Annotated in this window: 21 protein-coding genes and 1 pseudogene; 13 read left to right on the top strand and 9 right to left on the bottom strand. The window is 44.7% G+C overall.

The genetic code is table 11. The features are described from left to right. The 4 genes from AB4Z17_RS24800 to gcvPB form a co-directional block, all read left to right on the top strand. On the top strand, positions 1-1,946 hold a 1,946-nt coding region (locus tag AB4Z17_RS24800), incomplete at its 5' end, for a glycoside hydrolase family 2 TIM barrel-domain containing protein (RefSeq protein ID WP_441962713.1). 2 nt (positions 1,947-1,948) lie between these two features. Continuing rightward, on the top strand, positions 1,949-2,731 hold the full coding sequence (locus AB4Z17_RS24795; protein WP_076270534.1) for an SDR family NAD(P)-dependent oxidoreductase: 783 nt from the start codon (positions 1,949-1,951) through the stop codon (positions 2,729-2,731). Positions 2,732-2,769: 38 nt separating this feature from the next. Beyond that, entirely contained in the window at positions 2,770-4,182 is a 1,413-nt protein-coding gene (gcvPA, locus tag AB4Z17_RS24790) for an aminomethyl-transferring glycine dehydrogenase subunit GcvPA (RefSeq protein ID WP_441909319.1), read from the top strand. Between the two features lie 34 nt (positions 4,183-4,216). Then, on the top strand, positions 4,217-5,776 hold the full coding sequence (gcvPB, locus tag AB4Z17_RS24785) for an aminomethyl-transferring glycine dehydrogenase subunit GcvPB (RefSeq protein ID WP_441962711.1): 1,560 nt from the start codon (positions 4,217-4,219) through the stop codon (positions 5,774-5,776). Between the two features lie 131 nt (positions 5,777-5,907). On the opposite strand, the gene AB4Z17_RS24780 is transcribed toward gcvPB, so the two are convergent. Then, positions 5,908-7,110: an MFS transporter gene (locus tag AB4Z17_RS24780; RefSeq protein ID WP_441962709.1), complete on the bottom strand. Its 1,203-nt coding sequence runs from the start codon at positions 7,108-7,110 to the stop codon at positions 5,908-5,910. A gap of 24 nt (positions 7,111-7,134) precedes the next feature. Then, the gene (locus AB4Z17_RS24775; RefSeq protein ID WP_441962707.1) at positions 7,135-7,725 is read right to left on the bottom strand and encodes a TetR/AcrR family transcriptional regulator; all 591 of its coding nucleotides are present in this window, start codon (positions 7,723-7,725) and stop codon (positions 7,135-7,137) included. Between the two features lie 175 nt (positions 7,726-7,900). Between AB4Z17_RS24775 and AB4Z17_RS24770 the strand changes: the two genes are divergently transcribed. After that, positions 7,901-8,317: an Rrf2 family transcriptional regulator gene (locus AB4Z17_RS24770; protein WP_339203942.1), complete on the top strand. Its 417-nt coding sequence runs from the start codon at positions 7,901-7,903 to the stop codon at positions 8,315-8,317. A gap of 99 nt (positions 8,318-8,416) precedes the next feature. Next, a complete protein-coding gene (locus AB4Z17_RS24765) occupies positions 8,417-9,283 on the top strand; it encodes an SDR family oxidoreductase (protein WP_441962705.1) in 867 nt (288 codons plus the stop codon). A 104-nt stretch (positions 9,284-9,387) separates the two neighbouring features. Here AB4Z17_RS24765 and AB4Z17_RS24760 read toward each other — a convergent pair whose 3' ends face one another. Genes AB4Z17_RS24760 through AB4Z17_RS24745 form a run of 4 tightly spaced genes read right to left on the bottom strand, consistent with a single transcriptional unit; the run spans position 9,388 to position 13,485 of the window. Beyond that, complete coding sequence (locus AB4Z17_RS24760; RefSeq protein ID WP_441962703.1) at positions 9,388-10,497, bottom strand: GerAB/ArcD/ProY family transporter; 1,110 nt, start codon at positions 10,495-10,497, stop codon at positions 9,388-9,390. 26 nt (positions 10,498-10,523) lie between these two features. Beyond that, positions 10,524-10,766 carry a hypothetical protein gene (locus tag AB4Z17_RS24755; protein ID WP_441909327.1) on the bottom strand — a complete coding sequence of 81 codons (243 nt, stop codon included), beginning with the start codon at positions 10,764-10,766 and terminating at the stop codon, positions 10,524-10,526. 2 nt (positions 10,767-10,768) lie between these two features. Beyond that, complete coding sequence (locus AB4Z17_RS24750; protein ID WP_441962701.1) at positions 10,769-11,941, bottom strand: Ger(x)C family spore germination protein; 1,173 nt, start codon at positions 11,939-11,941, stop codon at positions 10,769-10,771. Further along, positions 11,941-13,485 carry a spore germination protein gene (locus AB4Z17_RS24745; protein ID WP_441909330.1) on the bottom strand — a complete coding sequence of 515 codons (1,545 nt, stop codon included), beginning with the start codon at positions 13,483-13,485 and terminating at the stop codon, positions 11,941-11,943. Before AB4Z17_RS24745 ends, AB4Z17_RS24750 begins: the two co-directional genes overlap by 1 nt. A gap of 283 nt (positions 13,486-13,768) precedes the next feature. Between AB4Z17_RS24745 and AB4Z17_RS24740 the strand changes: the two genes are divergently transcribed. Further along, a complete protein-coding gene (locus AB4Z17_RS24740; protein WP_441962700.1) occupies positions 13,769-13,975 on the top strand; it encodes a hypothetical protein in 207 nt (68 codons plus the stop codon). An 84-nt stretch (positions 13,976-14,059) separates the two neighbouring features. On the opposite strand, the gene AB4Z17_RS24735 is transcribed toward AB4Z17_RS24740, so the two are convergent. Further along, positions 14,060-15,241 carry an MFS transporter gene (locus tag AB4Z17_RS24735; RefSeq protein WP_441962715.1) on the bottom strand — a complete coding sequence of 394 codons (1,182 nt, stop codon included), beginning with the start codon at positions 15,239-15,241 and terminating at the stop codon, positions 14,060-14,062. 311 nt (positions 15,242-15,552) lie between these two features. On the opposite strand from AB4Z17_RS24735, the pseudogene AB4Z17_RS24730 reads away from it, so the two are divergent. The 4 genes and pseudogenes from AB4Z17_RS24730 to AB4Z17_RS24715 all read left to right on the top strand — a co-directional run. Then, positions 15,553-15,742 (top strand): annotated as a pseudogene (locus tag AB4Z17_RS24730) (IS3 family transposase); the annotation flags it as partial. A gap of 194 nt (positions 15,743-15,936) precedes the next feature. Beyond that, positions 15,937-16,968: an ATP-binding cassette domain-containing protein gene (locus AB4Z17_RS24725; protein WP_076270510.1), complete on the top strand. Its 1,032-nt coding sequence runs from the start codon at positions 15,937-15,939 to the stop codon at positions 16,966-16,968. Continuing rightward, a complete protein-coding gene (locus tag AB4Z17_RS24720) occupies positions 16,965-17,780 on the top strand; it encodes an ABC transporter permease (RefSeq protein WP_076270511.1) in 816 nt (271 codons plus the stop codon). Before AB4Z17_RS24725 ends, AB4Z17_RS24720 begins: the two co-directional genes overlap by 4 nt. A 168-nt stretch (positions 17,781-17,948) precedes the next feature. After that, the gene (locus tag AB4Z17_RS24715) at positions 17,949-18,749 is read left to right on the top strand and encodes an aminoglycoside phosphotransferase family protein (RefSeq protein ID WP_441962698.1); all 801 of its coding nucleotides are present in this window, start codon (positions 17,949-17,951) and stop codon (positions 18,747-18,749) included. A 74-nt stretch (positions 18,750-18,823) separates the two neighbouring features. On the opposite strand, the gene AB4Z17_RS24710 is transcribed toward AB4Z17_RS24715, so the two are convergent. Next, a complete protein-coding gene (locus AB4Z17_RS24710; protein ID WP_441962696.1) occupies positions 18,824-20,284 on the bottom strand; it encodes an MFS transporter in 1,461 nt (486 codons plus the stop codon). Between the two features lie 275 nt (positions 20,285-20,559). On the opposite strand from AB4Z17_RS24710, the gene AB4Z17_RS24705 reads away from it, so the two are divergent. After that, positions 20,560-20,787: a hypothetical protein gene (locus AB4Z17_RS24705; protein ID WP_441962694.1), complete on the top strand. Its 228-nt coding sequence runs from the start codon at positions 20,560-20,562 to the stop codon at positions 20,785-20,787. Positions 20,788-21,085: 298 nt separating this feature from the next. Here the strand turns inward: AB4Z17_RS24705 and AB4Z17_RS24700 are convergent, their stop codons facing one another. Beyond that, positions 21,086-21,712 (bottom strand): TetR/AcrR family transcriptional regulator, encoded by a 627-nt coding sequence (locus tag AB4Z17_RS24700; RefSeq protein WP_441962692.1) that lies wholly within the window; start codon positions 21,710-21,712, stop codon positions 21,086-21,088. Between the two features lie 175 nt (positions 21,713-21,887). Here AB4Z17_RS24700 and AB4Z17_RS24695 point away from each other — a divergent pair, with 175 nt between their 5' ends. After that, positions 21,888-23,069 (top strand): YhgE/Pip domain-containing protein, encoded by a 1,182-nt coding sequence (locus tag AB4Z17_RS24695; protein ID WP_441962690.1) that lies wholly within the window; start codon positions 21,888-21,890, stop codon positions 23,067-23,069. Positions 23,070-23,703 lie beyond the last annotated feature (634 nt).

The following is a 23,703-nucleotide window of genomic DNA, read 5'->3' as shown; positions in this document are numbered from 1 at the left end:
TAGAGACACATGGCTTCGAGCTTTTGGGCAATATTGCTAAGCTAAGCGATGACCCAGCATGGCAGGAAGCGTATGTGGAGCGGATGAGGCGTATGGTGGAGAGGGATAAGAATCATCCTTCCATTCTGTTCTGGTCGCTCGGCAACGAATCTGGCTTTGGCTGCAACTTCCGGGCAATGTCGGAATGGTGCAAACAAAACGATCCGACCCGCCTTATTCACTATGAAGAGGATCGTGAAGCAGAAGTGTGCGACATCGTGAGCACGATGTATTCCTCCGTAGAGAAGATGGAAGGTTTTGGTCAGCTGGTTGATCATCCTAAGCCGCATATCCTATGTGAATTCGCTCATGCGATGGGGAATGGTCCCGGCGGTCTCAAACCCTATTTTGATACCTTTGATGCTTATCGAAGATTGCAGGGCGGCTTCGTGTGGGAATGGATCGATCACGGCATTCGCAGGAAAACAGCCGATGGCAAAGTTGATTATGCTTATGGTGGTGACTATGGCGATGTTCCTAACAACAGCAATTTTGTTATTGATGGCCTTGTTCGACCAGATCGAACGCCTTCACCCGGACTCATTGAATATAAGAAGATTATCGAGCCTGTCAGAGTCGACTATATAAATAATGATCGTCTACGAATTACGAATCGGTATGACTTCCTAACGCTGAATCATCTATATGCAGATTGGAATGTGACAGTAGAAGGACGGATTGTCCAAAGTGGTGTACTTTCGCTGCCTAGGATAGCACCCGGTGAAAGTGCAGAGCTTCGTATTCCTATTCAAAATGATTCGCAGTTGTCCTTATCCGTGGAGGGGGCGGAGCGCTGGCTGAATATCGGCTTCTCGCTTGCAGCATCTTGCATGTGGGGAGAGAGAGGGCATGAGATCGCATGGGCACAGTTTGCCATTGAACCTGCGCGGAGCTGCGCAACTACCCGAGCTGACGGGGATTACGCCAATGGAGGATTGAATGTAGCAGCAGCCGTAAGTTTACCTATTCCTAGTTTATCGTGCATGGAGGATGGACGACAGATTATCATTGGGAACGATTATTTCAATTTGGTATTCGATTCACGGCAATCAGGGATCAACTCACTCCGAATAAACGGACAAGAGTTAATAAATAAAGGGCCTCGTCTCAACTTCTGGCGAGCCCCGATTGACAACGATATGTATGTCCTGCCCGATTGGCGCAAGGCGCATCTCGATAAATTGACGGAACGAATCGATGATTGCCATTGGGAGCGATTAAATGAAGGGACGATTCGGATCAGCTGGTCCTCCCGAATTGCTCCGCCTGTCTATGATTGGGGCTTCCGCTGTGAAACGACTTACACTGTAACAGGCACAGGCTTAATCATGATTGATGTGCATGGCGTACCTGAAGGCAAGCCGCCTGCTATGCTTCCTAAGATTGGATTTCAATTGGAAATGCCGTCAGAAATGGATAATGTCAAATGGTATGGCCGTGGTCCGGGAGAAAATTATTCCGACAGCAAGGAAGCAGGAAGATTTGGTGTGTATACAAAGTCAGTTGATGAACTATTTACCGCATATATCTATCCACAAGAGAACGGGAATCGTATGGATGTTCGCTTTGTATCTATTACAGACGGCAGTGGAATTGGGCTGCTGGCGGCAGGTGTAGAGGCGCTTGAGTTCAGTGCTCGACGTTATACGGATGGCGACTTAGAAGCAGCGCAGCATGCAAGTGATCTTGTTCCGCGGGATTTTATTACACTTAATTTGGATTATCGCCAGAATGGTCTTGGCAGCAATAGCTGTGGACCTTCTCAATCACTAGAAAACAAAGTTGCGGCAGAGGAATTCCGTTTCAGACTGCTGCTGAAGCCTTATCTTTCTGAAGATACGGCTCCCGAGAGGCTCAGCCATCACATGAGACAGGAAGCGAATCTACTACAACAGGAGGAGAAATAATGATGCTTCATACACAAGACATGCTTAATCTATCGGGAAAAGTAGCCGTAATCACCGGAGGCGCCTCTGGAATTGGACTTGCGACAGCTGAACTTCTTGCCAGCTTCGGTGCAGCAGCTATCCTTATTGATATTAATGAAGCGATGGGCGAGCAGGCGGTTAAAGGAATAAGGGAAAAGGGAGGCCAAGCGAGCTTTCAGCGCTGTGATGTAACCTCTTCAGCAGATTGCCAGCGTGCAGCAGCAGAAATTGATTCTGCTCATGGCCGAGTAGATATCTTGTTCAACAATGCCGGCGTTATTCGCCGCAAGACTGTCGTGGAGCTGGAAGAACGCGACTGGGATCTCGTTTTGGATGTTTCCTTGAAGGGTGTCTATCTGCTCTCCAAATATATCATTCCTATCATGGAACGCAGCGGTGGAGGAAGTATCATTAATTCGGGTTCGGGCTGGGGTCTAAAAGGCGGAGATCGGGCTGCAGCTTATTGCGCAGCCAAGGCTGGTGTCGTGAATTTAACGAGGGCGATGGCTATCGATCACGGAATCGCCAATATTCGTGTGAACTGCGTCTCACCTGGCGATACGGATACACCGCTCCTGCGCGATGAAGCAAAGCAGCTGCAGCAGGACGAGGCAGCATTCCTTGTCGCCTCTGCCAGCGGTCGTCCGCTTGAAAGGCTTGGAACGCCGCGTGATATTGCGAATGCGGTTCTGTTCCTAGCAAGCGATATGTCTTCTTGGGTAACAGGAAGCGTGCTCGTTGTGGATGGCGGCGGTATTGCTTAAGAACGGCTACAGGATACAACTAATTCTGACAACGATGAATGGAGGCGTTTATTTTGCCTAAGAACAGAACGTATGCCCATCCTTATATACCGAATACGGTACCTGAAGTTCGCGAAGCGATGCTGAAGGAAATTGGACTCACCTCGATGGACCAGCTTCACGAAGGCATACCAGAGAGCTTAAAGCTGAATCATGAGATGAACCTTCCTCCAGCGATGACGGAATACGAGCTGCGCCGTCATATCGATGGCCTGCTTGCAAAAAACAAGCATGGTGCAGCTTATCTGAATTTTTTAGGAGCGGGCTGCTGGCAGCATTTTATTCCAGCTGTCTGTGATGAGATCAATCAGCGTTCCGAATTTGTAACGGCTTATGCAGGTGAACCCTATGAAGATCATGGACGCTTCCAAACGTTGTTTGAGTATCAAAGTTTGATGGCTGAGCTAGTTGATATGGATGTCGTAAACGTCCCTACTTTTGACTGGGCGCAAGCTGCGTCAACTTCGATTCGGATGGCAGGGCGCATGACAGGGCGCAAAGTTGCCTTGCTTCCAAGGTCGGTTGATCCTGACAAAGTGATGATCATCAACAATTATTGCACGCCTGTGATGGAGCTTCGATTCGTTGAAATCGACGAGGCAACGGGCAAAATGAGCTTAGATGATTTGCGCAGCAAGCTATCGAGCGATATCGCTGCGGTTTACTTCGAGAATCCTGGTTATCTAGGTATTATCGAAGACCAAGGGCATGAAATATCAGAGCTTGCGCATTCAGTAGATGCGATTTCGATCGTTGGTGTTGATCCCATCTCCCTTGGCGTTCTTCAGCCGCCTAGCCAGTACGGCGCTGATATCGTATGCGGAGATTTGCAGCCTCTTGGAATGCACATGAATTATGGCGGGGGGCAAGCCGGTTTTATTGCGACCCGTGATGAAGAGAAGTATGTCATGGAGTATCCATCAAGATTGTTCGGCATTGTGCCTACTGAGGTAGAAGGCGAGTATGGCTTTGGCGATGTGGCATATGAGCGAACTTCCTTTGCGCTGCGTGAGAAAGGGAAGGAATCTGTTGGCACCCAAACTGCATTATGGGGAATAACAGCTGGCGTCTACTTGTCCTTGCTTGGACCGACCGGCATGCAAGAGGTCGGAGAGACGATCATGCAGAAGTCGCAATATGCAGCGAAGAAGCTCTCTGCTATTCCAGGCGTTTCTCTTCGATTCGGAGAAGCAGCCTTCTTTAAAGAGTTTATTGTTGACTTTAATCATACTGGCTTAACGGTCGCTCAGATAAACGCTCAGCTCTTGGAAGCAGGAATTTTTGGAGGAAAAGATTTGTCGGCTGCCTTCCCGCAGTGGGGACAAACTGCACTGTACTGCGTGACGGAAATTCATTCGCAGCTTGATCTAGATCGCCTGGCAGACACGATTCAAACGATCGTTCGCAAATGAGGATTGACTTATACAGAGGAAGGACGAAAGCGCCATGAAACGAATTCGCAGGGACCATAAAGTCCGAAATTTCCATCAAGCCAAATGGGATGAGCCGATCATATTTGAACTTCATCGTCAGGGCGAGCGAGGTGTCATTCCGCCTGGAACTGAGGCTGGGATTGTTGCCGAGGTAGGAGATGGTACCCGGCGCATACCTGCATCCATGCGTCGCAGCAATGCGCCGGGGCTTCCCGAGATTGGTCAAGCAAAAGTGCTTCGCCATTATTTGCGCCTCTCGCAAGAGACACTGGGCTCCGATTTGAACGTTGAGATCGGTCAAGGTACTTGTACGATGAAATATATTCCGCGTATTAACGAAATGCTGATCCGCACACCGCATATGACGGAGCTCCATCCGTTGCAGGATGCAGGTTCTGTTCAAGGCATATTAGAAATTTTCTATAAAATGGATCTGGCCATGCGTGAAATTAGCGGAATGGATGCCTTCTCGTTTCAGCCAAGCAGCGGAACGCAGGCTTTGCTCGCGATGGCTTCCATCGTTCGTGCATACCATGATTCGCGGGGCGAAGGAGATCAGCGGGATGAAATCATTACAACGATTTTCTCCCATCCTTCTCAAGCTGCAACAGCTGCAGTTAAAGGCTACAAAATCATTACGCTTCATCCGGACGAAGACGGATTCCCTGATTTGGAGAAGCTGAGAAATGCGATATCTGAGAGGACCGCTGGATTTGTCGTAGCAAATCCGGAAGATACGGGTATTTTTAATCACCGTATTCGCGAGTTTACCGATTTGGTTCATGAAGCGGGCGGCATCTGCTTCTATGATCAAGCTAATGCTAATGGTTTGCTCGGTATTACCCGGGCGAAGGAAGCTGGCTTCGATATGTGTTTCTTCAACTTGCATAAAACCTTTGCTGCTCCTCATATGTGCGGCGGTCCAGCTACAGGTGCGCTAGGCGTGAACGAAGCGCTTAAACCTTTTTTGCCGGGGCCGCTCGTTGATTATGTTGATGGCCAGTATGTATTAGCGGATCAGTCAGAAAGCAGTATTGGCAAAGTGCGCAGCTTCCATGGTGTTGCTCAAACGGTGCTTCGTTCCTATGCTTGGATAATGAGTTTAGGTCCAGATGGACTAAAGGATGTTGCACAGACTGCAGTTCTTAACAATAACTATCTGTATCACAAAATACTTCAAATTCGCGGTGCAAGTGCCCCCTACATTAAAGGTCGCCGCCTAGAGCAGGTTCGTTACAGCTGGAAGCAGCTTACCGAGGAAACGGGTGTCACAACCGAGGATATTACTCGTCGCATGTGCGATTTTGGCCTCCATTATTGGACTTCCCATCATCCGTATATCGTGAAGCAGCCATTCACCTTAGAGCCAACAGAGTCCTATTCCAAAGAAGATTTGGACGAATATATTCACGCGCTGGAGCATATCTCGAACGAAGCTTATACGCAGCCGGTAATTGTGAAATCAGCTCCGCATAACAGCACTGTACACCGAAATGATGAATCATCCCTCGATGATCCAAAGCAATGGTGCATTACATGGCGGGCTTATTTAAAAAAGACGCAACCCGAATAAAAATTTCTAATTAATGACAACTAATATTTTTGAAAAAATCCGATGTCTTTCAAAAAGACGTCGGATTTCTTTTTTATAATGCGTATTGTGAAGAAGGAAGATGCGTTAGATGTTCCATAGCGTTCCATACATTATTTTGCCAAGCTGCCAGCTGATTGTTTTTCTTTCCACATCATCGTAATGACAAGGCCAATCAACATGATGACAGCAGCAAAGAGATACGGATAGTTGATGTTTACATCAAATAATATTCCGCCAAGCGCAGGTCCGACGATATTGCCTAGGCTAGTATAGGTGGAGTTCATTCCAGYGATAAAGCCTTGTTCTTTCTCGGCTGTTTTGGATAAATAGGTCGTTAATGCTGGCCGCAGCAGGTCAAATGCGAGAAAGATAAAGGACGTGACTAGCAAAACAGCTAAAAATCCGGAGATCATGGTGGATACTACTGCAAAAAATACGCCGGCAATCAAGCATATTTGGATAAGTTTTTTCTCACCGAGTTTATCCACCATTTTACCAAACATAAAGACCTGAACGACAACACCGAAGATTGCACTAATTGTAATAACGGCTGCAATATCCTGAGGAGTGAAACCAAATTTATGATCAGAAAAAAGACTGAATACTGTTTCATACGCTGATAAGCCAAAGGCCAGTACAAACACAATGATAAAGGCGATAATGTATTGTGGTTGAAGCGATCGTTTCAAATCAGATACAAAGTTGGTCCCTTTTTTGAGTTGACTAATTTCCAGAAGCTCCTGTTTGGATAGCGGTTCTTTTAAAATAAACAAGGATGAAATACAGGTAATTAATGCGAAGCCAGCTGCAAAGTAGAATGGGGCACGCACGCCCAGCTCAGCAATAAAACCTCCGATGCCAGGACCAATAATAAAACCGATACTAATCGCGGCAGAAATATAACCCATCGCTTTGGGCCTTTCCTCCACAGAGGTAATATCAGCAACAAAAGCGGTTACGGCGGGCATAATAAATGCACCACTAATACCTCCTAAAATTCTGGAAAAGTAAAGAACGGATACATGTGTGCCAAGTCCAAAGATTACCTCTGATATGCTGAAGAGGAATAAGCCGATAACGATCATTTTTTTCCTGCCGTAAGTGTCAATCCACCGTCCTGCAAGGGGAGACATAAGTAATTGCGCAAACGCGAAGGCCGCCATAAGATAACCCATCGATTGGCCTGATAAATGCATAATATTCATAAAGGATGGCATAACCGGAACGATTAATCCCACGCCTAGAAAAACGATGAATATATTACTTAGTAGGATAAATAGGACGGTTTTTTGTTCTTTCAATGGTTTCTTCATGAAATAATACCTCTCTCTGTAAAATCATAGCTGTGAAATGCCTCTCCAAAATACAGTCCATGAGGCATTTAATTTATCCTGTAGACGTTTTTCATTATTCCCATAAGCAAGCTCTAACATCATGGAATCAACAACACCTAAGAAAGCAAGCGTAGGGATGGAGGCTATATCTTCCCTAATGGCTTTCGCCGCGATCCAATCATGAAATTTGCCTTCGAGTACAGTTTGAATCTTATTTTCCGAATCGAATACTTCCTCATTAATGGCTGGCGCCAAATGGAGAGGCGGAAAAAAAGACATACGCAGCCAAAACTTCAACTGCTCGCTCTGTTGAAACAAATCAATGACTAATTGCAGGTATCCAAATAAATCCTCTTTAGGATTTTGGGTACCCACTTTACTCAAATAGTTTAGCTTCGATGAGACTTCTGCTTCTTTAGCATCTTGTAATACTTGTAGGAACAGATCATCTTTTCCTTTGAAATGAGCATAGAGAGACTGTTTTTTCATTCCGACATTGTCGGCAATTTGAGATAGAGAGGCACCCTCATACCCATGAATTGTGAAAAATTTTAAAGCAATGTCTTTAATTTCTTGGCTTTTCAATAAGATCACCTCACATTAACGAACGTTCGTCAGTTATATTATCAAAAATTTTTTTCTTATGCAAATGAAAATTGCTTTGGCAGGCTAAAAAAGCTGGTTTTGAATATAATAAGCTTATCTTCTTCTAAAGGATTGACAATCCGCTTCGTAGTAACTACAATGGTTACAACGGTGGTGATGCTAAGTGAAACAAATTAGTAGCAGATTTTCCATTGCTGTCCACATCCTTTCTCTAATTGCCGTCAGCTCCAATGATTGTACAGGCGATTATATTGCAGGCAGCGTGAATACGAATCCTGTCATTATCCGCAGAATTATGGGGATGCTCAAGAAGGCAGGCTTGGTAGATATTCGACCAGGAGTCGGAGGCGCTTCCTTGCTGAGAGATCGGGATGAGATCACACTATTGGACGTTTACCGTGCCGTGGAAGTCATTGAGGATGGTCAATTGTTTAATTTTCATGATAATCCGAACCCAAAGTGTCCGGTTGGCCGAAATATTGAAGCAGCTCTTCGCTTGGAAATGAAGGAAGCTCAATCTGCAATGGAACAAAGGCTAGCTCAAGTAAACTTAAGCCAGCTCGCAGCTCATTTTGTGTAACAAAAAAGCTCATTGAGCTTTTTTTATACCCAAGTTGTAACCAAGGTGGTTATAACGAAGGGGCAATCATAATACATTAAACTAAATGGAGGAATTACGATGAAAATTTTGGTGACAGGTGTAACAGGGAAATTGGGATCAATTGTAGTAGAGACTTTATTGGAGACTATACCGGTAGAGAATCTGGCTGTCAGCGTTCGCAATCCGGAGAAAGCCGAACACCTTCGTGCGCGGGGCGTGGATGTACGTCATGGGGATTTTGACCAGCCACAAACGCTAGATAAAGCGTTCGCGGGTATCGACCGTTTATTGATCGTGTCCACTGACGGCGATAACGAAACGAGAATTCGTCAGCATGCCGATGCCGTAGCAGCCGCTCAGCGCGCTAATGTTGGTTTCATTGCGTATACCAGTGTAGGAAATGCAAGCGAGAGCTCACTTTTTCTTGCGCCAGTACATCGTGCTACGGAAGAAGCTATTAAGAACACTGGAATTCCTTATTCCTTCCTGCGCAATAACTGGTATTTGGAGAACGAGATCAGCAGCATTCAAGCGGTCCTTGGAGGTGCGCCTTGGCTGACATCAGCGGGTTCAGGCAAAGTAGGCTGGGCAACGCGTCGCGATTATGCAGTGGCAGCTGCGGCGGTGCTTGCTGGCGAAGGCCACGAGAATACCGTTTATGAGTTGTCCGGCAAGCTTACGACGCAAGAAGAGCTGGTTTCCATTCTTGCCGCTGTCTTGGGACGGGAAATTCCTGTTCAACAAGTGGATGACACTACTTATGCCAGCATCATGAGCAGTGCAGGCGTACCTGAACCGGTTGTTCCTATTCTGGTTCAGATTCAAAGTGCGATTCGCGATGGAGCATTGGAAGTGGAAAGCAATGATTTTCAGAAGCTGCTTGGTCGTCCAGTCACGCCGCTCGAAGAGGCTCTACGTCAAATCGTAAACGAAATTCAGTCATAATTAAGCGGTAAATCAATTCTAGAGGTTGTCCCAGAAAGTCTTAAGTGACCGATGGGACGGCCTCTTTTTTATTATTGCTAGTTTGAATAACAAGTTAATGACAACTATTGCTCCTTACTCCGTTTTCTATGATGCTTAACCACTGTGAGCACTAAAATCAGAAGAACGGGTAAGGTATAGGCAAGATTATTGAGCAGCGGCCATGTCACATTGACGAACTCCTCCAATTGAGATTCCTTCGTATAGGTGGTTAACGACAGCATGAGGCAAATGAATGCTACGGGAAATACGACCAAGCGTTCATTTTTCAAGCCTAGAAGTTCTTTCAACATTTTGATCAGGATGAGCAGGAGAATAGAAGCCTTGAAATAAAAGCCGATGATGAGCGAGAATCCGATGATGGATTCAATTCGCTCGATTACCTCCTGAAACGATATTAGCCGGGCTAGTTGGTACAAAGAGTATTTCAAGTCACCGGACAGTGGTCCCAGTACCATAATGCTGCTTATGACCGAGGCAATTAACGTCAAGGAATTGATAACAAGCGCAAAGTACATATGTTTGCGCAGCTGAGCGTTCTCATCCTTGCGTACAAACGATAAGATGACCGAAAATACGACCATCTCGGAGTAGGGAAACCCATAAACCACATAGGAGGCGTTCAGGATTGGTCCAATTCCATCTGGCATCACAGGGAGCAGATATTGCGGGTTGTACAGGTTTGACACCAGAATCCAGATAAGAACAATACAGCCGAACATCAGAAACATTAATACAGCAGCCATCCGAGCAAGGACCTCAATTCCTGCCATCGCTGTTACTCCGATCATAATGAAAAACAATGTGCTTACAGCATAGGTAGGGGTTTCTTTCATCATCGTATTCTTGAAGAAGATTCCGATTTCAATGACAACGCCCGAAATATTCCAAAGCAATACGCAGGTGAAAGGGATCAATACCAAAAAGGTGAGTCCTTTTCCCAGCACGGAGCGGCTTTGCTCAACCAACGAAAGCTCTGGGGCTAGCCGGTTTAAATAAAGGATAGCAGCCAGCAAAAGCATGCCTATTGCCGAGGCGATGAGAAGAGAGATCCATGCTCCATTGCCTGCAATGTTCGTTAAGGGCGCAGGGACAATGACGATGGAGGAGCCTGTCATGAAAAAAAGGAACAGCATGGACATCTGAATCGAACTGATACGTTCTTTTTGTTTCATGGGGTCTCCTCCAAATTTTATAAAACTTACGTATGCAAGGGATTGAGCCAACGAATGATTAGTTTAGCCGGTTCGGTAAATAAATTGAAAATCATATCGAGGTTAGGCCATGGCTTGGCTATTAAAAAGATAACAGCAAGATAGAGGAGCGGCGCCAACATCGCTATGTACACAAACCGATCTCGTTTGCTTGCGGCTTTCACTTTCGGGATGTCATGGATCAGCATAGCGGATGCTAACAGCAGGACGCAGATGAATTTTCCTAACACAGCTAGTGCTCCTTTTTCCCAAATATCGTACCAGCGTTCATGCCCGTACTTAACACATGAACTTGAACGTGGGTTTGAAATTGCATTTGAGCAAGCTTATCCTCCCAAATGGGTTCCAGCTGCTTCCATAGTTTCGGGTTGTTCCGATAAATTTGATTGCCGATTCCGAGCACATCAACTTTTTTTGCCTTAAAGGTACGGATTGCATGTTGAATCTGTTGTTCGATCTGCTCCTTAATTGTTTGTTCAAAACGCTCCATATCTTGCTTGGTCTTAAGGTCTGAGCATCTCAGTTCTCCGGTTGTACCTTCAATCGTCATATGGATGTCGACGGTTACATTCTCATCTGTCACTTTCGCAACCAATTGACTGTTGAAGTTGATTATTTCAAGAGATTCTTTGTTGTAGATCTGCTTCTTTTTTTCATGATTCATGCAAGGGAATTCAAATACCCCATACTTATATTTATCTGTCARCATCATCAGCGTTTCGGTATCTTTCTCCGTAAGAACCCCTACCATTTTCCCGTCTTGAATCAATGCGACCCCGGAAATTGACGCTTTATTATCCAAGCTATTTTTATGCAGGTAAGGCATAGCAGAGGTTTTGGAGGGACTGCTTAGCTGAATAGCGAGATCATATAGCGGAAGGTTAGACGTTTTCGCGGAATAGAGAGCTCCGGTCGTCTCCATCTTTCTATACTGTTGACCAATGGTCTGCTCGATAAACGGTTTAATATCGAGAAATGCCGCCGCCGATTTCTCAGCTATGATGGGAAGAATCGTGCCCCGTGGCTCATGGTCTCTTGAGAAAAAATCAAGCACTTCACGGATGTTCAACGTTCTGGCTAAATTCTCTTCGATGATAATGACTCGCATATGATCCCATTTGGCTTTACGTCCGAATTTTGCAGGGATCTCGCGCATCGCTTCAAAAAAGGTTTCTCCTGTTGTTCGAATATTAATTCCTTTCGCTGCTGTACTCGTTGCTGGATCAGTTTGCATTTTGCTGGAAGGGTTATAAAAGTGAGTCGTAATATCGACAAAATCACCCTTGCCTCGATCAATCGATATCGCTTGCACATAGCCATACTCGTCCAGTTCATTATTATCCCAGCATCCAGTAATCAAGCAAAGAACAAGAAATGAAGCGAGAGAGGAGAGGAATGGCTTCACTATGATTTCTTCCTTCCTGCAGATTTTTTATGTAGATGTCGACTCCTAGGCGAATGAACCAACAATCGTCTTGGCAGCACGAAAATCGCATCTCGCAGCCTTTTCAAATCCAGTGGAGCAAACGAATCTAGATAGGGCTCACCTAAGGATCGTAGAGTCGCTAGATGAATGTAAATGAGAATTAAGCCTACCATGATGCCCAGCCCTCCAAACGTCGCTGCGAGAAACATTAATGGAAAGCGCAAAATCCGCAGTGCGATGGCCATGTTGTATTGAGGGAGCGCAAAGGAAGCGATGCCCGTCAAGGCCACGACAATGACCATGACCGGAGATGCAATCTGTGATTGAATAGCTGCTTGACCGATAACAAGCGCCCCAACTATGCTGACGGCCGAACCGATCGGCCGAGGCAGACGAATGCCGGCCTCCCGCAGCAGCTCAAAGAAAAACTCCATAATCAACGCCTCAATCATAGCAGGGAAGGGGATACCTTCCCGTGTATCTAAAATGGCTAGCAGGAGAACCGTCGGTATGAGTTCGGAGTGGAAGGTTGATAACGCGATATAAGTGCTGGGCAGCATGAGCGCTATGAGGAACGCAGCCAGTCGAATCAATCGAATTAACGAAGAAAAAATCGCCCTATAGTAATAATCCTCGCTGTTTGTAAAAAACTCAATGAATTTTCCTGGACAGATAAGAACCGAAGGGCTTCCGTCCACTAACGCAATGATTTTTCCATCCAGCAAAGAGGTAACCGTCGTATCCGGGCGCTCCGTATACCGAACTTGCGGAAAAGGGGAGTAGTTGGAATCATTAACCCACTCTTCCAGATAGGAAATATCAATCATTTCTTCTTGATCTATACCCTCAATCTTCTGCTTAAACGCTTCTAATGTCTCCGGCTTTACGACGCCTTCCAAATAGCCGTAGGACACTTTTCTATGAACCTTCTCCCCGGATATAAAATACTCAAATTTAAGTTCGGGCGATTTCAGCAAGCTTCGAATGACACCGATATTGCGATCCAAGCTTTCAATGAAGCTGACATGCGGGCCTTGAACGGTAGGCTCCGTAATGGGCTCTGAGGTTTGACGCTGCTCGACATCAAGGGCAAAATAGGCGATAGCTTTAGGCCATCCGTCAAAAAAAATGACGACTTTGCCGTCCAGAATGCCTCTGACGGCTTGTTCCATTTCGCTCATAAGCTCAACGTTAGGGGAAGCGATGCCATGATTCTCAAAATAATGGATAACATCTTTTATCGTTACCGTCTCGGCAGGACCAAGCTCATGCGGCACTAGATTTTGCAGTGTATCCTTTGCAAAATTCGTAACGGTCGTTTTCGTTAGCGTATCGAAGTAGACGGTAAAGGCTGATTGCTCCAAGCCCTGTCCATAACTCCAACGATGTATTATCAAGTCTTTGCAGTTGGCAAAAAAACCTTCGATCGCGTTCAAGTTTTCTTCCAGATGGGGAGAAATGTTCGGGTAAGAAGGCTTGTCGGATGTAGTGTGATTAGGTGAAAAATTGGGCGATTTCCGCATGCGTGTCTCCTATCCGAAGTGAAGTGTCGAATGATTACATCTTTTCCCTGTTGAGGAAAAGATATTCGGTTGCCATTGGATTGGGAGGAGGGGAGGAGCCAATGTCTATTCTGTTTACCTGTTATATTTTATTGCATGTATGAGATTGACGACTATAATTGGTTTAAAGAAGAGGGGATTGCAGCGAACTTATGGCTAGGATTCATCTTAATGATGCGGCGCAAATGAATCCTGATTCTCCGATATTACCTTTTTTGGCGCCGGATTTAACCGCAAATGTGTATTGCCAACGTCTTTACTTGGCTTTACCGATCGCGAGGGTCAATTAAAGGTGATCATCGGAATGAGTGTACGTGAGATTCAGGGTGCAATGATTTATAATAATCAAGAGATTCCTTTTCATGTGAAAGGCAATGAGTATTTGACCTATGAGAACAGCAAGTTTAGCGTGGAGCGTGCAATTGGCGTCGTAAATCCAACTTACCGTTAATTGCGGGGTTGAAAAGTGATTGTTGAGGTTCGTTGTGCAACAAAGAACAAGCCTTGAACCCGAATGGGCTCAAGGCTTGTTTCGTTATTGAGGCAGCTGTGACAGACGACGTTCCCTTATCAGCACAATAGACATAATCGTTATTGAAATAGAGACTAGCGCAATTGGAATGACGAATATGGATGGATCGTACCCTTCGATGAACAATGGTAACAAATATCCGATTAATGATGCCGTTAGTGAAATGAAAACGTACAAGCTAGCGCCGAATCCGGTTCGGCCTGCGAACATGCGCTGCACATACCCCATCGCTACTCCGTACAAGATGGATACAAAAAAAGAATAAATCGGCTGAATGAGGAAAAAAACGATTAATGGCGAGTGCAAGGCATAAATCGTATAAGTAATAAGCGCCCCAAAGCCGCCGATTAAAATAATTATTTTGCTGCCGTATTTCGCCGCCCAATAACCTGCGATGGTCATGAACAACAGCTCGAATACGGCTTGGGAGCTCCAAATATAAGACATATATTCCGGCTTGCCGAACAACGTTTTTACAACAAGCGGCAAGTACAATCCGCGAATGGCATCTGCGCATGCAAGCAGCAGCAGAGCGATTAGCATGATGAGGGAAAAAGGCTCACTCGCTCCCATATTAGCTTGTTTTTTCTCTTCAGAGTGTTCCCGGTAGAACAACAGCAGGATAACGAGCATAGCGTAACCTGCAAAGTTGCCCCATAATACACCTTGAAACGTAGCAATCAAATACAAATTCGCTCCTGCCAGCAAACCGCAAAAAAAACCAACACTGTACCCTGCGCGCAGCCAAATTTGTGYCATCTCCACAATATCCCCAGCAAGTCTAGCAAAATGATTCCGAGATATAGCGAACAATTGTCCCATTATGAGTCCGGACGGAGCGCTCACAACACACATGCCGATCAGTGCCTGGACATAACCTTCCGCATTCATGTAAATTATCAAACCGACGAGACATAACAAAGCAGCGGCAATGACCAGTCTTTTTCTGCTGCGCAGCTTATCACTTAACAGTCCAACTGTAATCGTAGTTCCCATATTGAGCAGCAGCGACACAACGAAGATCGATACGACTTCATTCTTTGAAAGCCCGATGCTCTCACTTAAATAAATTGCATTCATCGGTGCTAGAATGCCCATGCCGATGCCATAACAAAATAAGGTGAAAAGCATCCTGCCTGCACCATCCACCTGCAAAAAACGTTTCATATCTGCGGCAATACGCATCTTCAACCTGCTCCATTCTCCTCATGACCTTGCCAAATTCTAACAAAGTGTAGCTCACTTTTCTCTTGTTGTCTAGAAGAAAACAGTGGTTTTATACAGAGACAAGAGTCAATAGTTGTAGAGATGAGTAACTGAAATCGTAACCCTAGCTGATAAGGGCAGAAAATGAATACTTTTCTGTAACAAAACACCTTTGTTATTGGGGATACGTAATTTGGGACTGACCCCTTAGCGTGAGAAAAATTAAAACACCTTCAAGAAAATGCAACCATGTCGTAAGAGATGGGGACAATCTTGGAGGTGTTTTTACGTTGGCAACAAGAGTAAGTTATCCGGTGGAAACAAAAATGAAAGCGAGTTCCAGTGAAAGAGGTCATGGAGCAGCTGAGCATACGAAATAAGACGCAATTGGAAACCTGGATGCGATGGTACCGCAAGGGCGAATTAAACCGCTTGGAGCAACGTGTAGGCAAACAATACAGCTTTGGTAAAGGGCCTGAGTTACCGAAATAGGGGCTTTTTTTGGTGATCTGCTTTTAAGTGGGATGTTTTATTTCTGTGGATTTAAGATCAGGGATAGAATTTTAGCGTTCGATAAAACGTAAGATTTAAACTGCGGATCATTTTTTGTTTAAATTCAGTTTACAAAGGTACGTTACCATCACGTTATCAACAGTTGTATAGGAGGAATTACAATGGTTCATGTAAATAACAAGAAAATAGAGCCAAACCACGGTGACTGGGCTGTCGAAGCGAACGGACTCGTAAAAACTTTTGGTGAAAATCGGGCTGTGGATGGCGTGAATATGAATGTACGCGCGGGTTCAATTTACGGTGTGCTTGGTCCGAATGGAGCAGGCAAGACCACAACGATTAGTATGCTCGCAACCTTGCTTCGTCCAGACGCAGGCTCGGCGCGAATCTTCGGGCACGATGTAGTAAAGGAATCGCAGATTGTTCGTCAATTAATTGGGGTTACCGGCCAGTACGCATCGGTTGATGAATCACTAAGCGCTACAGAAAACCTAGTTATCTTCTCTAGGCTGTTAGGGCTTGGGCGTTCAGAAGCGAAGCGTAAAGCAGATGAATTGCTTGAGGAGTTTGGTTTGACGGAAGCAGCGAAGCGGCCATTGAAAAACTTTTCCGGCGGCATGCGCCGCCGCTTGGATTTGGCGGCGAGTCTTATTGCACAACCGCCGCTTATTTTCTTGGATGAACCGACTACAGGGCTCGACCCGCGTACGCGTGCTCAGATGTGGGATACGATTCGCCGATTGGTGAAGACGGGGTCGACTGTGCTGTTAACGACACAGTACCTCGATGAGGCGGATCAATTGGCTGATAGAATCGCAGTTATCGATCGCGGTCGGGTAGTGGCAGAGGGCACGGTGGATGAACTGAAAGCTTCAGTAGGTACCTCCTCATTGCAATTGAGAGTAGTAAACCCGCTGGACATCGAAGCAGCTCGTCAAACGGTTGAACATGTGCTGAAAACACAATCAATTGTGTTATATGAAGCTGGAATGATTACGGCCCCTATGGCGGATGCCGATTTGGTCACAGATCTGCTTATCGCACTGCGTGAGAGAGGGATTCATTTGGCAGAAATGAGCGTACAAAAACCGACCCTTGATGAAGTGTTCCTCACAATCACAGGTCATGGTGTTAAAGAGGACGCTGCACAAGCGTCCGATGTATCAAATAAAGCGGAGGCGGTAAAAGTATGAAAAGCACTTCCATACAATCAGGATTTGATCGTGAGCTGAAAAACCACACGAGCTTTGGTCAAACCATTCGTAATTCATTAACGATGGCTTATCGCGGCCTGCTTAAAATTCGGCGTACACCTGAACAATTGTTTGATGTTACACTTCAGCCAATCATCTTTACTTTAATGTTTACCTATATTTTTGGCGGTGCCATCTCAGGTGACGTAATCAGTTATTTGCCCGTCATCATTCCCGGCATTCTCGTGCAGACTGTAATTACGACCTCAGTTGTTACTGGCGTTCAATTGCGCGAGGACATGGACAAAGGTGTATTTGATCGGTTCAAGTCATTGCCAATCTCACGAATTGCTCCATTAGCTGGAGCTTTGCTTGCAGACACCATTAGGTACACGATAGCTACTGTACTCACTTTAACTATGGGATACATTATGGGCTATCGTCCTGATGGAGGCCTTGATCATGTGGCCATCGCTGCACTACTTGTGATCTTCTGTTCTTGGTCAATCAGCTGGATCTTCGCTTTCTTCGGCGTCATCGCCCGTACTGCCTCAAGCGTACAAGGGATATCGATGATTGTGCTGTTTCCGCTGACGTTTCTTTCCAATGCCTTTGTGCCGGTTGATACCATGCCGAAATGGCTTCAATGGTTTGTCAACATCAATCCGGTCTCCCATCTTGTCAGTGCCGTCCGTGATTTGACCAACTCTGGAACGGTAGGCTGGGATTTGGCTATCTCTCTGATCGGAGCAATTGTGATCGTAGCCATCTTTGCACCGATTACGGTTCGCGCCTATATGCGCCGGACATAATGAACAACGTGGAGTTCAATTGATGCTAGCGCCAAGCTCCACCAATCGCTCTAATCAAAACGGCAGAAATGYCGTTTTTTTGTTTTATACTTCTATAGCGAGCTCTAGTAAAGTTCACAAATTTCCATAATATGCTATGATTATTGGTAGAAAAGTATAGATGATACCATGAATGAAGCAGCCATTTGGAAAGGAAAGATGACATCAATGAAGTATGGGAAATTAATCGGAGAAGGCAATACCGCATCGGTATATGAATGGGAAGAAGGGACAGTGCTTAAGCTTTTCGTTCACGGTTATCCAAAAAGTGATGTAGAAAGAGAGTTTAGAAACGCACAAGCCATTAATGATATGAACTTCGCAAAACCAAAGGCATATGAAATGATTAGTTGTGAAGAGCGTATGGGTATTATTTATGACAAAGTGGAGGGCGAATCACTGCTCGATTGGGTTTTGAAAACAGGTGATCTCCATGGATGCGCGGAACATATGTCCAAGCTTCATAAGTCGATTTTAGAGAACAGAGTTAGCACTAGCGATGTGCCGGATTACAAATCATTTTTAAAATACAATATAACAAATGCGTCATCGGCTAATGGAGTGGAACAAGAAGGTGTATTGCAAAAATGGAGTGAATTGAAGGATGGAGACACACTTTGTCATGGTGATTTTCATCCAGGCAATATTTTATTATCCAATGGCCAGACAAAAGTTATCGATTTCATGAATGTGTGTCATGGACATTTTTTGTATGATGTTGCAAGAACTGTATTTTTGGTGGAGTATACACCCGTGCCTGAAGGTACAGAGGATATAAAAGTGGTTAGGGGATTAAAGAGAGCATTGGCAGATTTGTATCTTGTCCAAATGGAGGTTACCCGTGAAATGATACAAGACTATTTATCGGTAATCATTGCGGCTAGAGTTGGAGAATGTCCTGACGAACCCCGCTGGAGAGAACAGCAGTAAATGGCGGCTAAAGTGGAGAAAGAAAAAGACAGCCTCCAGTTGAATGGAAGGCTGTCTTTTTTTGCAGCTATGCACTAGTGATTGAAGGCATGCTCTTTTTGCTTGTTCAAGGCGATGAAAACAGTAAATAACAGAAGGATGATTCCAGTAAAGATGAACCCTTCGATAATGTTGAAAGGAAGCCATCCCAGAACGGATGAGCCTGCAACCACACCTAGAGAGAAGAAGGCATAGAAATATCCATAAGCTTTCCCGCGAAGCTCAGCTGGCGTAGCTCTAATGAGCATCGTATTGATGGATGGGAACAAGAAAGCAAAGCCGATACCATATAGTCCTAAAACAAAATAAAGTCCTAATGTCGTTGATGATTGGCTAATAAGCAGCTGACTTAATCCCATTAAACCCATGCCTAATGCCATCGTTCTTGATGGGGAAACGCGATCGAATATACGGTTTGTAGGAAGCACAAACATGAGAACGGCAATGATTCCGAAAGTGCTCATTAGCGTACCGCTTAATTTGGAATCATATCCAAGCGTTTGAACATGCAGCGGCAACAAATAAGCGATTACGCCTTGAGAGAACATTAAGAAAAAGGCACCGCCATAAGCTTTTACAACACCTGCATTAAAGAATGAGCCGGTTGCTTGTTCGACCGTTTTTTCTTTTTCTTTCTTTAATGGTTTGTACTTGCTTAGAAAAATAGCAGACAAAATGGCGAGTGCAAACCCTAATACAGCCACACAAGTAAAAACGAAGGGTACGGAAGTTTTGCTTGCCATAATTCCGCTGAAAGCAGGTCCAATAATGGCGGCTAATCCAACAAAGGTACCCGTGAAGGCAACTTTTTTCCCTTGCTCATTATTTATCGTAGTATTTGCAGAGAAAGTAAACGCAGCTGGAACAATTAACCCGGCCACAAAACCATGAATGATTCGTACGATTATTAATATGACTGGAGAGTCAACGAATTGATATAGCAGCAAAGCGCTGCTTGTCAGAAGCAAACCGATCATTAGTATTTTGAACGGCCCTACCTTATCCGTCATAATACCAGACAATATGTTGCCAAACGTATTGGTTAACGAATAAAGCCCAACAACAATGCCTACAATAAACGAGCTTGCACCAACGGAAGCGGCAAAAGTACTCATAACCGGCAGCTGTGCAAATAAGTCAATAAAAGAGAAAAATACGATACTGTACACTAATATGGCATAGTTAAAAGGCTTTACGCTATATTTGGCTTGTGCCTTCTTCAGCTTCCAATCGAGCAAAAAGTTGCCTAATGGCACAAAAGCCGCAACTACTGCTGCTGTAGGCCAAAGCAAACTCCACTTCACTCGAATAGCTGCGTAAAGTATCGCTACAGCATATAAACTGAAAATCCCCCCGTGAATACTTCCCATAAGCGTCACGGCTTGCTCTATTCCCCATATATATTTCAAGGGCATAGCGATACATAGTAATAAAAGCAATGAAATACCATCTAAAAAACCTGTGATTCGTAAAATGTGAATTGGATGTCCTCGCACTTTTCATGCTCCTAATATAGATTGAATTGATCTCTCTATTCTAACATTTAATTAGGCGATAAAAACAGAACGAGGCAGATGGAAAGTGAAGGTTCAGCAACAAATATGAGATGAACGATATATTTCTGGAAGTTGTCGTCAGAAATGGTGAATTCGAAATCTTATTTTATGTCCCAATTAAAGCTTGACCTTGAAGTATACTTCAACATTTATGCTCTATCTTATCAATTACGGCTATCCATAATTGAAGTTTGAGATGAAGTTGGAGGTTATGTATGATGCGAATATTAGAGTTAGTTGTTATTTTACTCATTATTGCAGTCACGGCGGGAATCCTATTTGGCAAAAGGGAGCGGCGGCTGAATGCAGTGTTATGTATGTCCTTAGTGTTGGTTGTATTATTGCATGGAATAATCGATCATTTTCGCATACAGATAGCTCCGGCCTATGCTGCTGTTTTAATGCTAATCATTGTATTGCTCCTTAGATTGGCTAAGCTGTAGAGCAAAGACCCTATTCATCGGCTAAAGTTAAATTTCCTGATGGGCGCTCTATTTTTTATGAAGCAACACCTGAGTTTCCATCTTCGGAAGAGCTATACAAGTACAGAATTAAGGGCGTTGGCATTCGTGCAGCAGATGCATCTTTCGTGCTGGATACGATAACAAAATGGAACAGATCGGACCTATTATTTGCGATCATTTCGTACGTTGGATGATTGAGTATGTTGGGATAAAGACAATGGAGCTTATAGGGCTTCATTGTCTTTTTTATGACAAGTCACAGAAGATGGCAGCTAACCTATAAGTCATTTATACTCCCAGGCGGCGCATCTCTAAGGCCAAATGATACCAAGGGCCCATAGTTCATGATTCGGATCATCATCTTGGCCATTTGCGTCGGGGTTTGGCTTAGTCTAGATTCGATCCAGTGCATGAAAATGCCAAAGTTGGCCGATGTCATATAGGCTACGACATATTCGGGCGGCATGACGACTTTATGCTGAGGCACGATTTTGATTTTCTCATAAATATGTGAAGCGAGCAATGTGCGAAATTGAATGGCCAACGACATGTCACCCTTTGGTCCAAACATGATGCGAAGAAAATCGGCATGACGGGCTAGCTCTTCGAAAATTTTAATGCTTTGAGGATACGGTTCATCTTTGTCGAGATACGTCCTGGCTTCCATGATATCAAATTTCATGACGCATGCTTCTATGGTGGCAAATACTTCGTCTTTCAGCTGTTGAAGCATATCAGGCACATCGCAGTAATGTAAGTAGAAAGTGCCCCGGTTCACATTCGCCCGGTTAGCAACATCAGTCACCGTGACGGTATCAGCTCCTTTTTCTTCGATCAAGCTCATCAGCGCTTCGTATAAAAGCTGCTTGGTGCGAATTTGCCTGCGATCAAGTTTATCATTCAAGGTATTAAATCCCCCTATTTTTCGAGTTAATGAACAGACGTTAAAGGGAATGGTGAGTAATGAACACTGCGGATAGAAGTGATTATTGTACTTTTCCCCCATCTCATTATAATTAACAACATGAACACTAATCAACACCTTGTTAATTAATAGAGAGAAGGAGCGGATAGAAATTATGGGGATTTTTAAACAAAAAATAACGTGGATCGGAATGTTGATTGTTCTAGTCGTGCTCGTCGTCTTTGGAGCGGCAATGATGGGATCGGTGCTTGGCACAAAGCCCAAGGATGTACCTGTGGCGCTTGTCACGCTCGACCAATCTGTGAACATCCCAACTGGCGGTTCGCTCGCGGTAGGTGAAATGTTGAAACAAAAGCTGATGGAAAACGATCAGTTGCCCATTTCTTGGACGATTGTTAGTTCGGAAGAAGAAGCACGCGCGGGGATTGATAATAGAGAGTATTATGGAGCAATGATTCTTCCAGTTGATTTGAGCGCAGGAATCGCTTCATTAGCTGGACCGTCACCGAAGCCAGCAACTGTGCAGATTATTGTGAGTGAAGGAGCAAGCTCGCAAGCAGCAACGCTAGTCAAACAAAGTCTCGGTCAAGTGATGAAAATGACTGGAGCAGAGTTGTCCAAGTCGATGCTTGTACAAATGGGTGAGAAGACGCAGCAAGTACCGGTCGCTGTTGCCCAAGCCTTGCTCTCTCCAATTAATGTACAGGATGAGACTGTGCATGCGGTCGGTACGAATAATGCTGCTGGTAATGCACCAGGTTTATTGACACAAATTATGTGGATGGGCAGCTTAGTGACAGCGTTGATTCTGTTTATGGCTGGCGGAAATGCTATGAAAGCCGGGGCAAGTCGATTGTCCTCAATCTCGATGCAGCCTGCTGCAGGAGTTGTCATCGTTGGTATCGCATCAGGATTTCTCGTTTGGATGGCTTCTTCTTGGTATGGGATGGAGCTGGCGCAGGCTTGGGATACATGGTTATTCCTGTGGCTTGTGGGTGCGACCTTCTATATGCTGCAGTCCGCACTGCTGAACTGGATGGGCATGCCAGCAATGGGGATTCTCGTTCTGCTTATGTTTTTCTCTATGCCGCTGCTTAATATGGCACCGGAGTTTCTGTCCCAAACATCGCATGATTGGATCTATTCGTGGACGCCGCTTCGATTCGCCGCTGTAGGAATGAGGGAGGTAATGTACTTCGGAGGCTTAGATGCGGTCAGCTCCAATGCGTACATTTTGTGGTACATTGCAGGAGGCTTCCTTCTAATTCTGCTTGCTGCAATTTTTAAGAGAGAAAAAGCGGTTTTATCGCAGGCTTCATTACAAAAAAGTTATTAAGCTATATTAGTTAGTTATTAGGCTATATTAGTTTGATTAGATGCCACTCCTTGGTAGGAGTGGTTTCTCTTTTTTTAAACGTATATTTTGCTGCCAATTCCCCGTTTTTGAGCCGAGGGACGGTGACGTGCAGTGCTAACGGACATCAGATCCGCTATTTTGGAATCTGAGTGGTTTTTTAAGCATGTTACGGACATAGGTTCCGTTATTATTGTTGAAATCCCCCTAATACTTTGGTTTTCTAGAAAATAACGGAACCTATGTCCGTTAAAATCAAAAAAAGAGCGAAATCCATCAAATAGCGGAACCTATGTCCGTAACACTCGCCACCCAATCTGCTTTTTCTGTCACAGTAAGAATTCAAACACCCCACGCAACTTTGACCCACACCCAAGCAACATTGAGAATTACCGATAAAAATCCACACCGATGTTACATTGAGTATTACCGAGACAAACCTATGTCCAAGTTACATTGAGTATTACTGACACACGTACACACCCACGTAATTTTGACTATCACCGTTACATTACTTACTCTCATGCTACTAGACGTATACCGTTACAATCGAATTTTAAAAGTCGGCAGCGTTGGTGGCCACTTGATACCTCTAACAGTTGAAGTTCAACGAGTT

The sequence above is a fragment of the Paenibacillus sp. TAF43_2 genome, assembly GCF_052113545.1.
Classification (GTDB): Bacteria; Bacillota; Bacilli; order Paenibacillales; family Paenibacillaceae; genus Pristimantibacillus.
The sequence above is the reverse complement of the archived record's forward strand: the minus strand, read 5'-3'. Positions and strand labels throughout refer to the sequence as shown.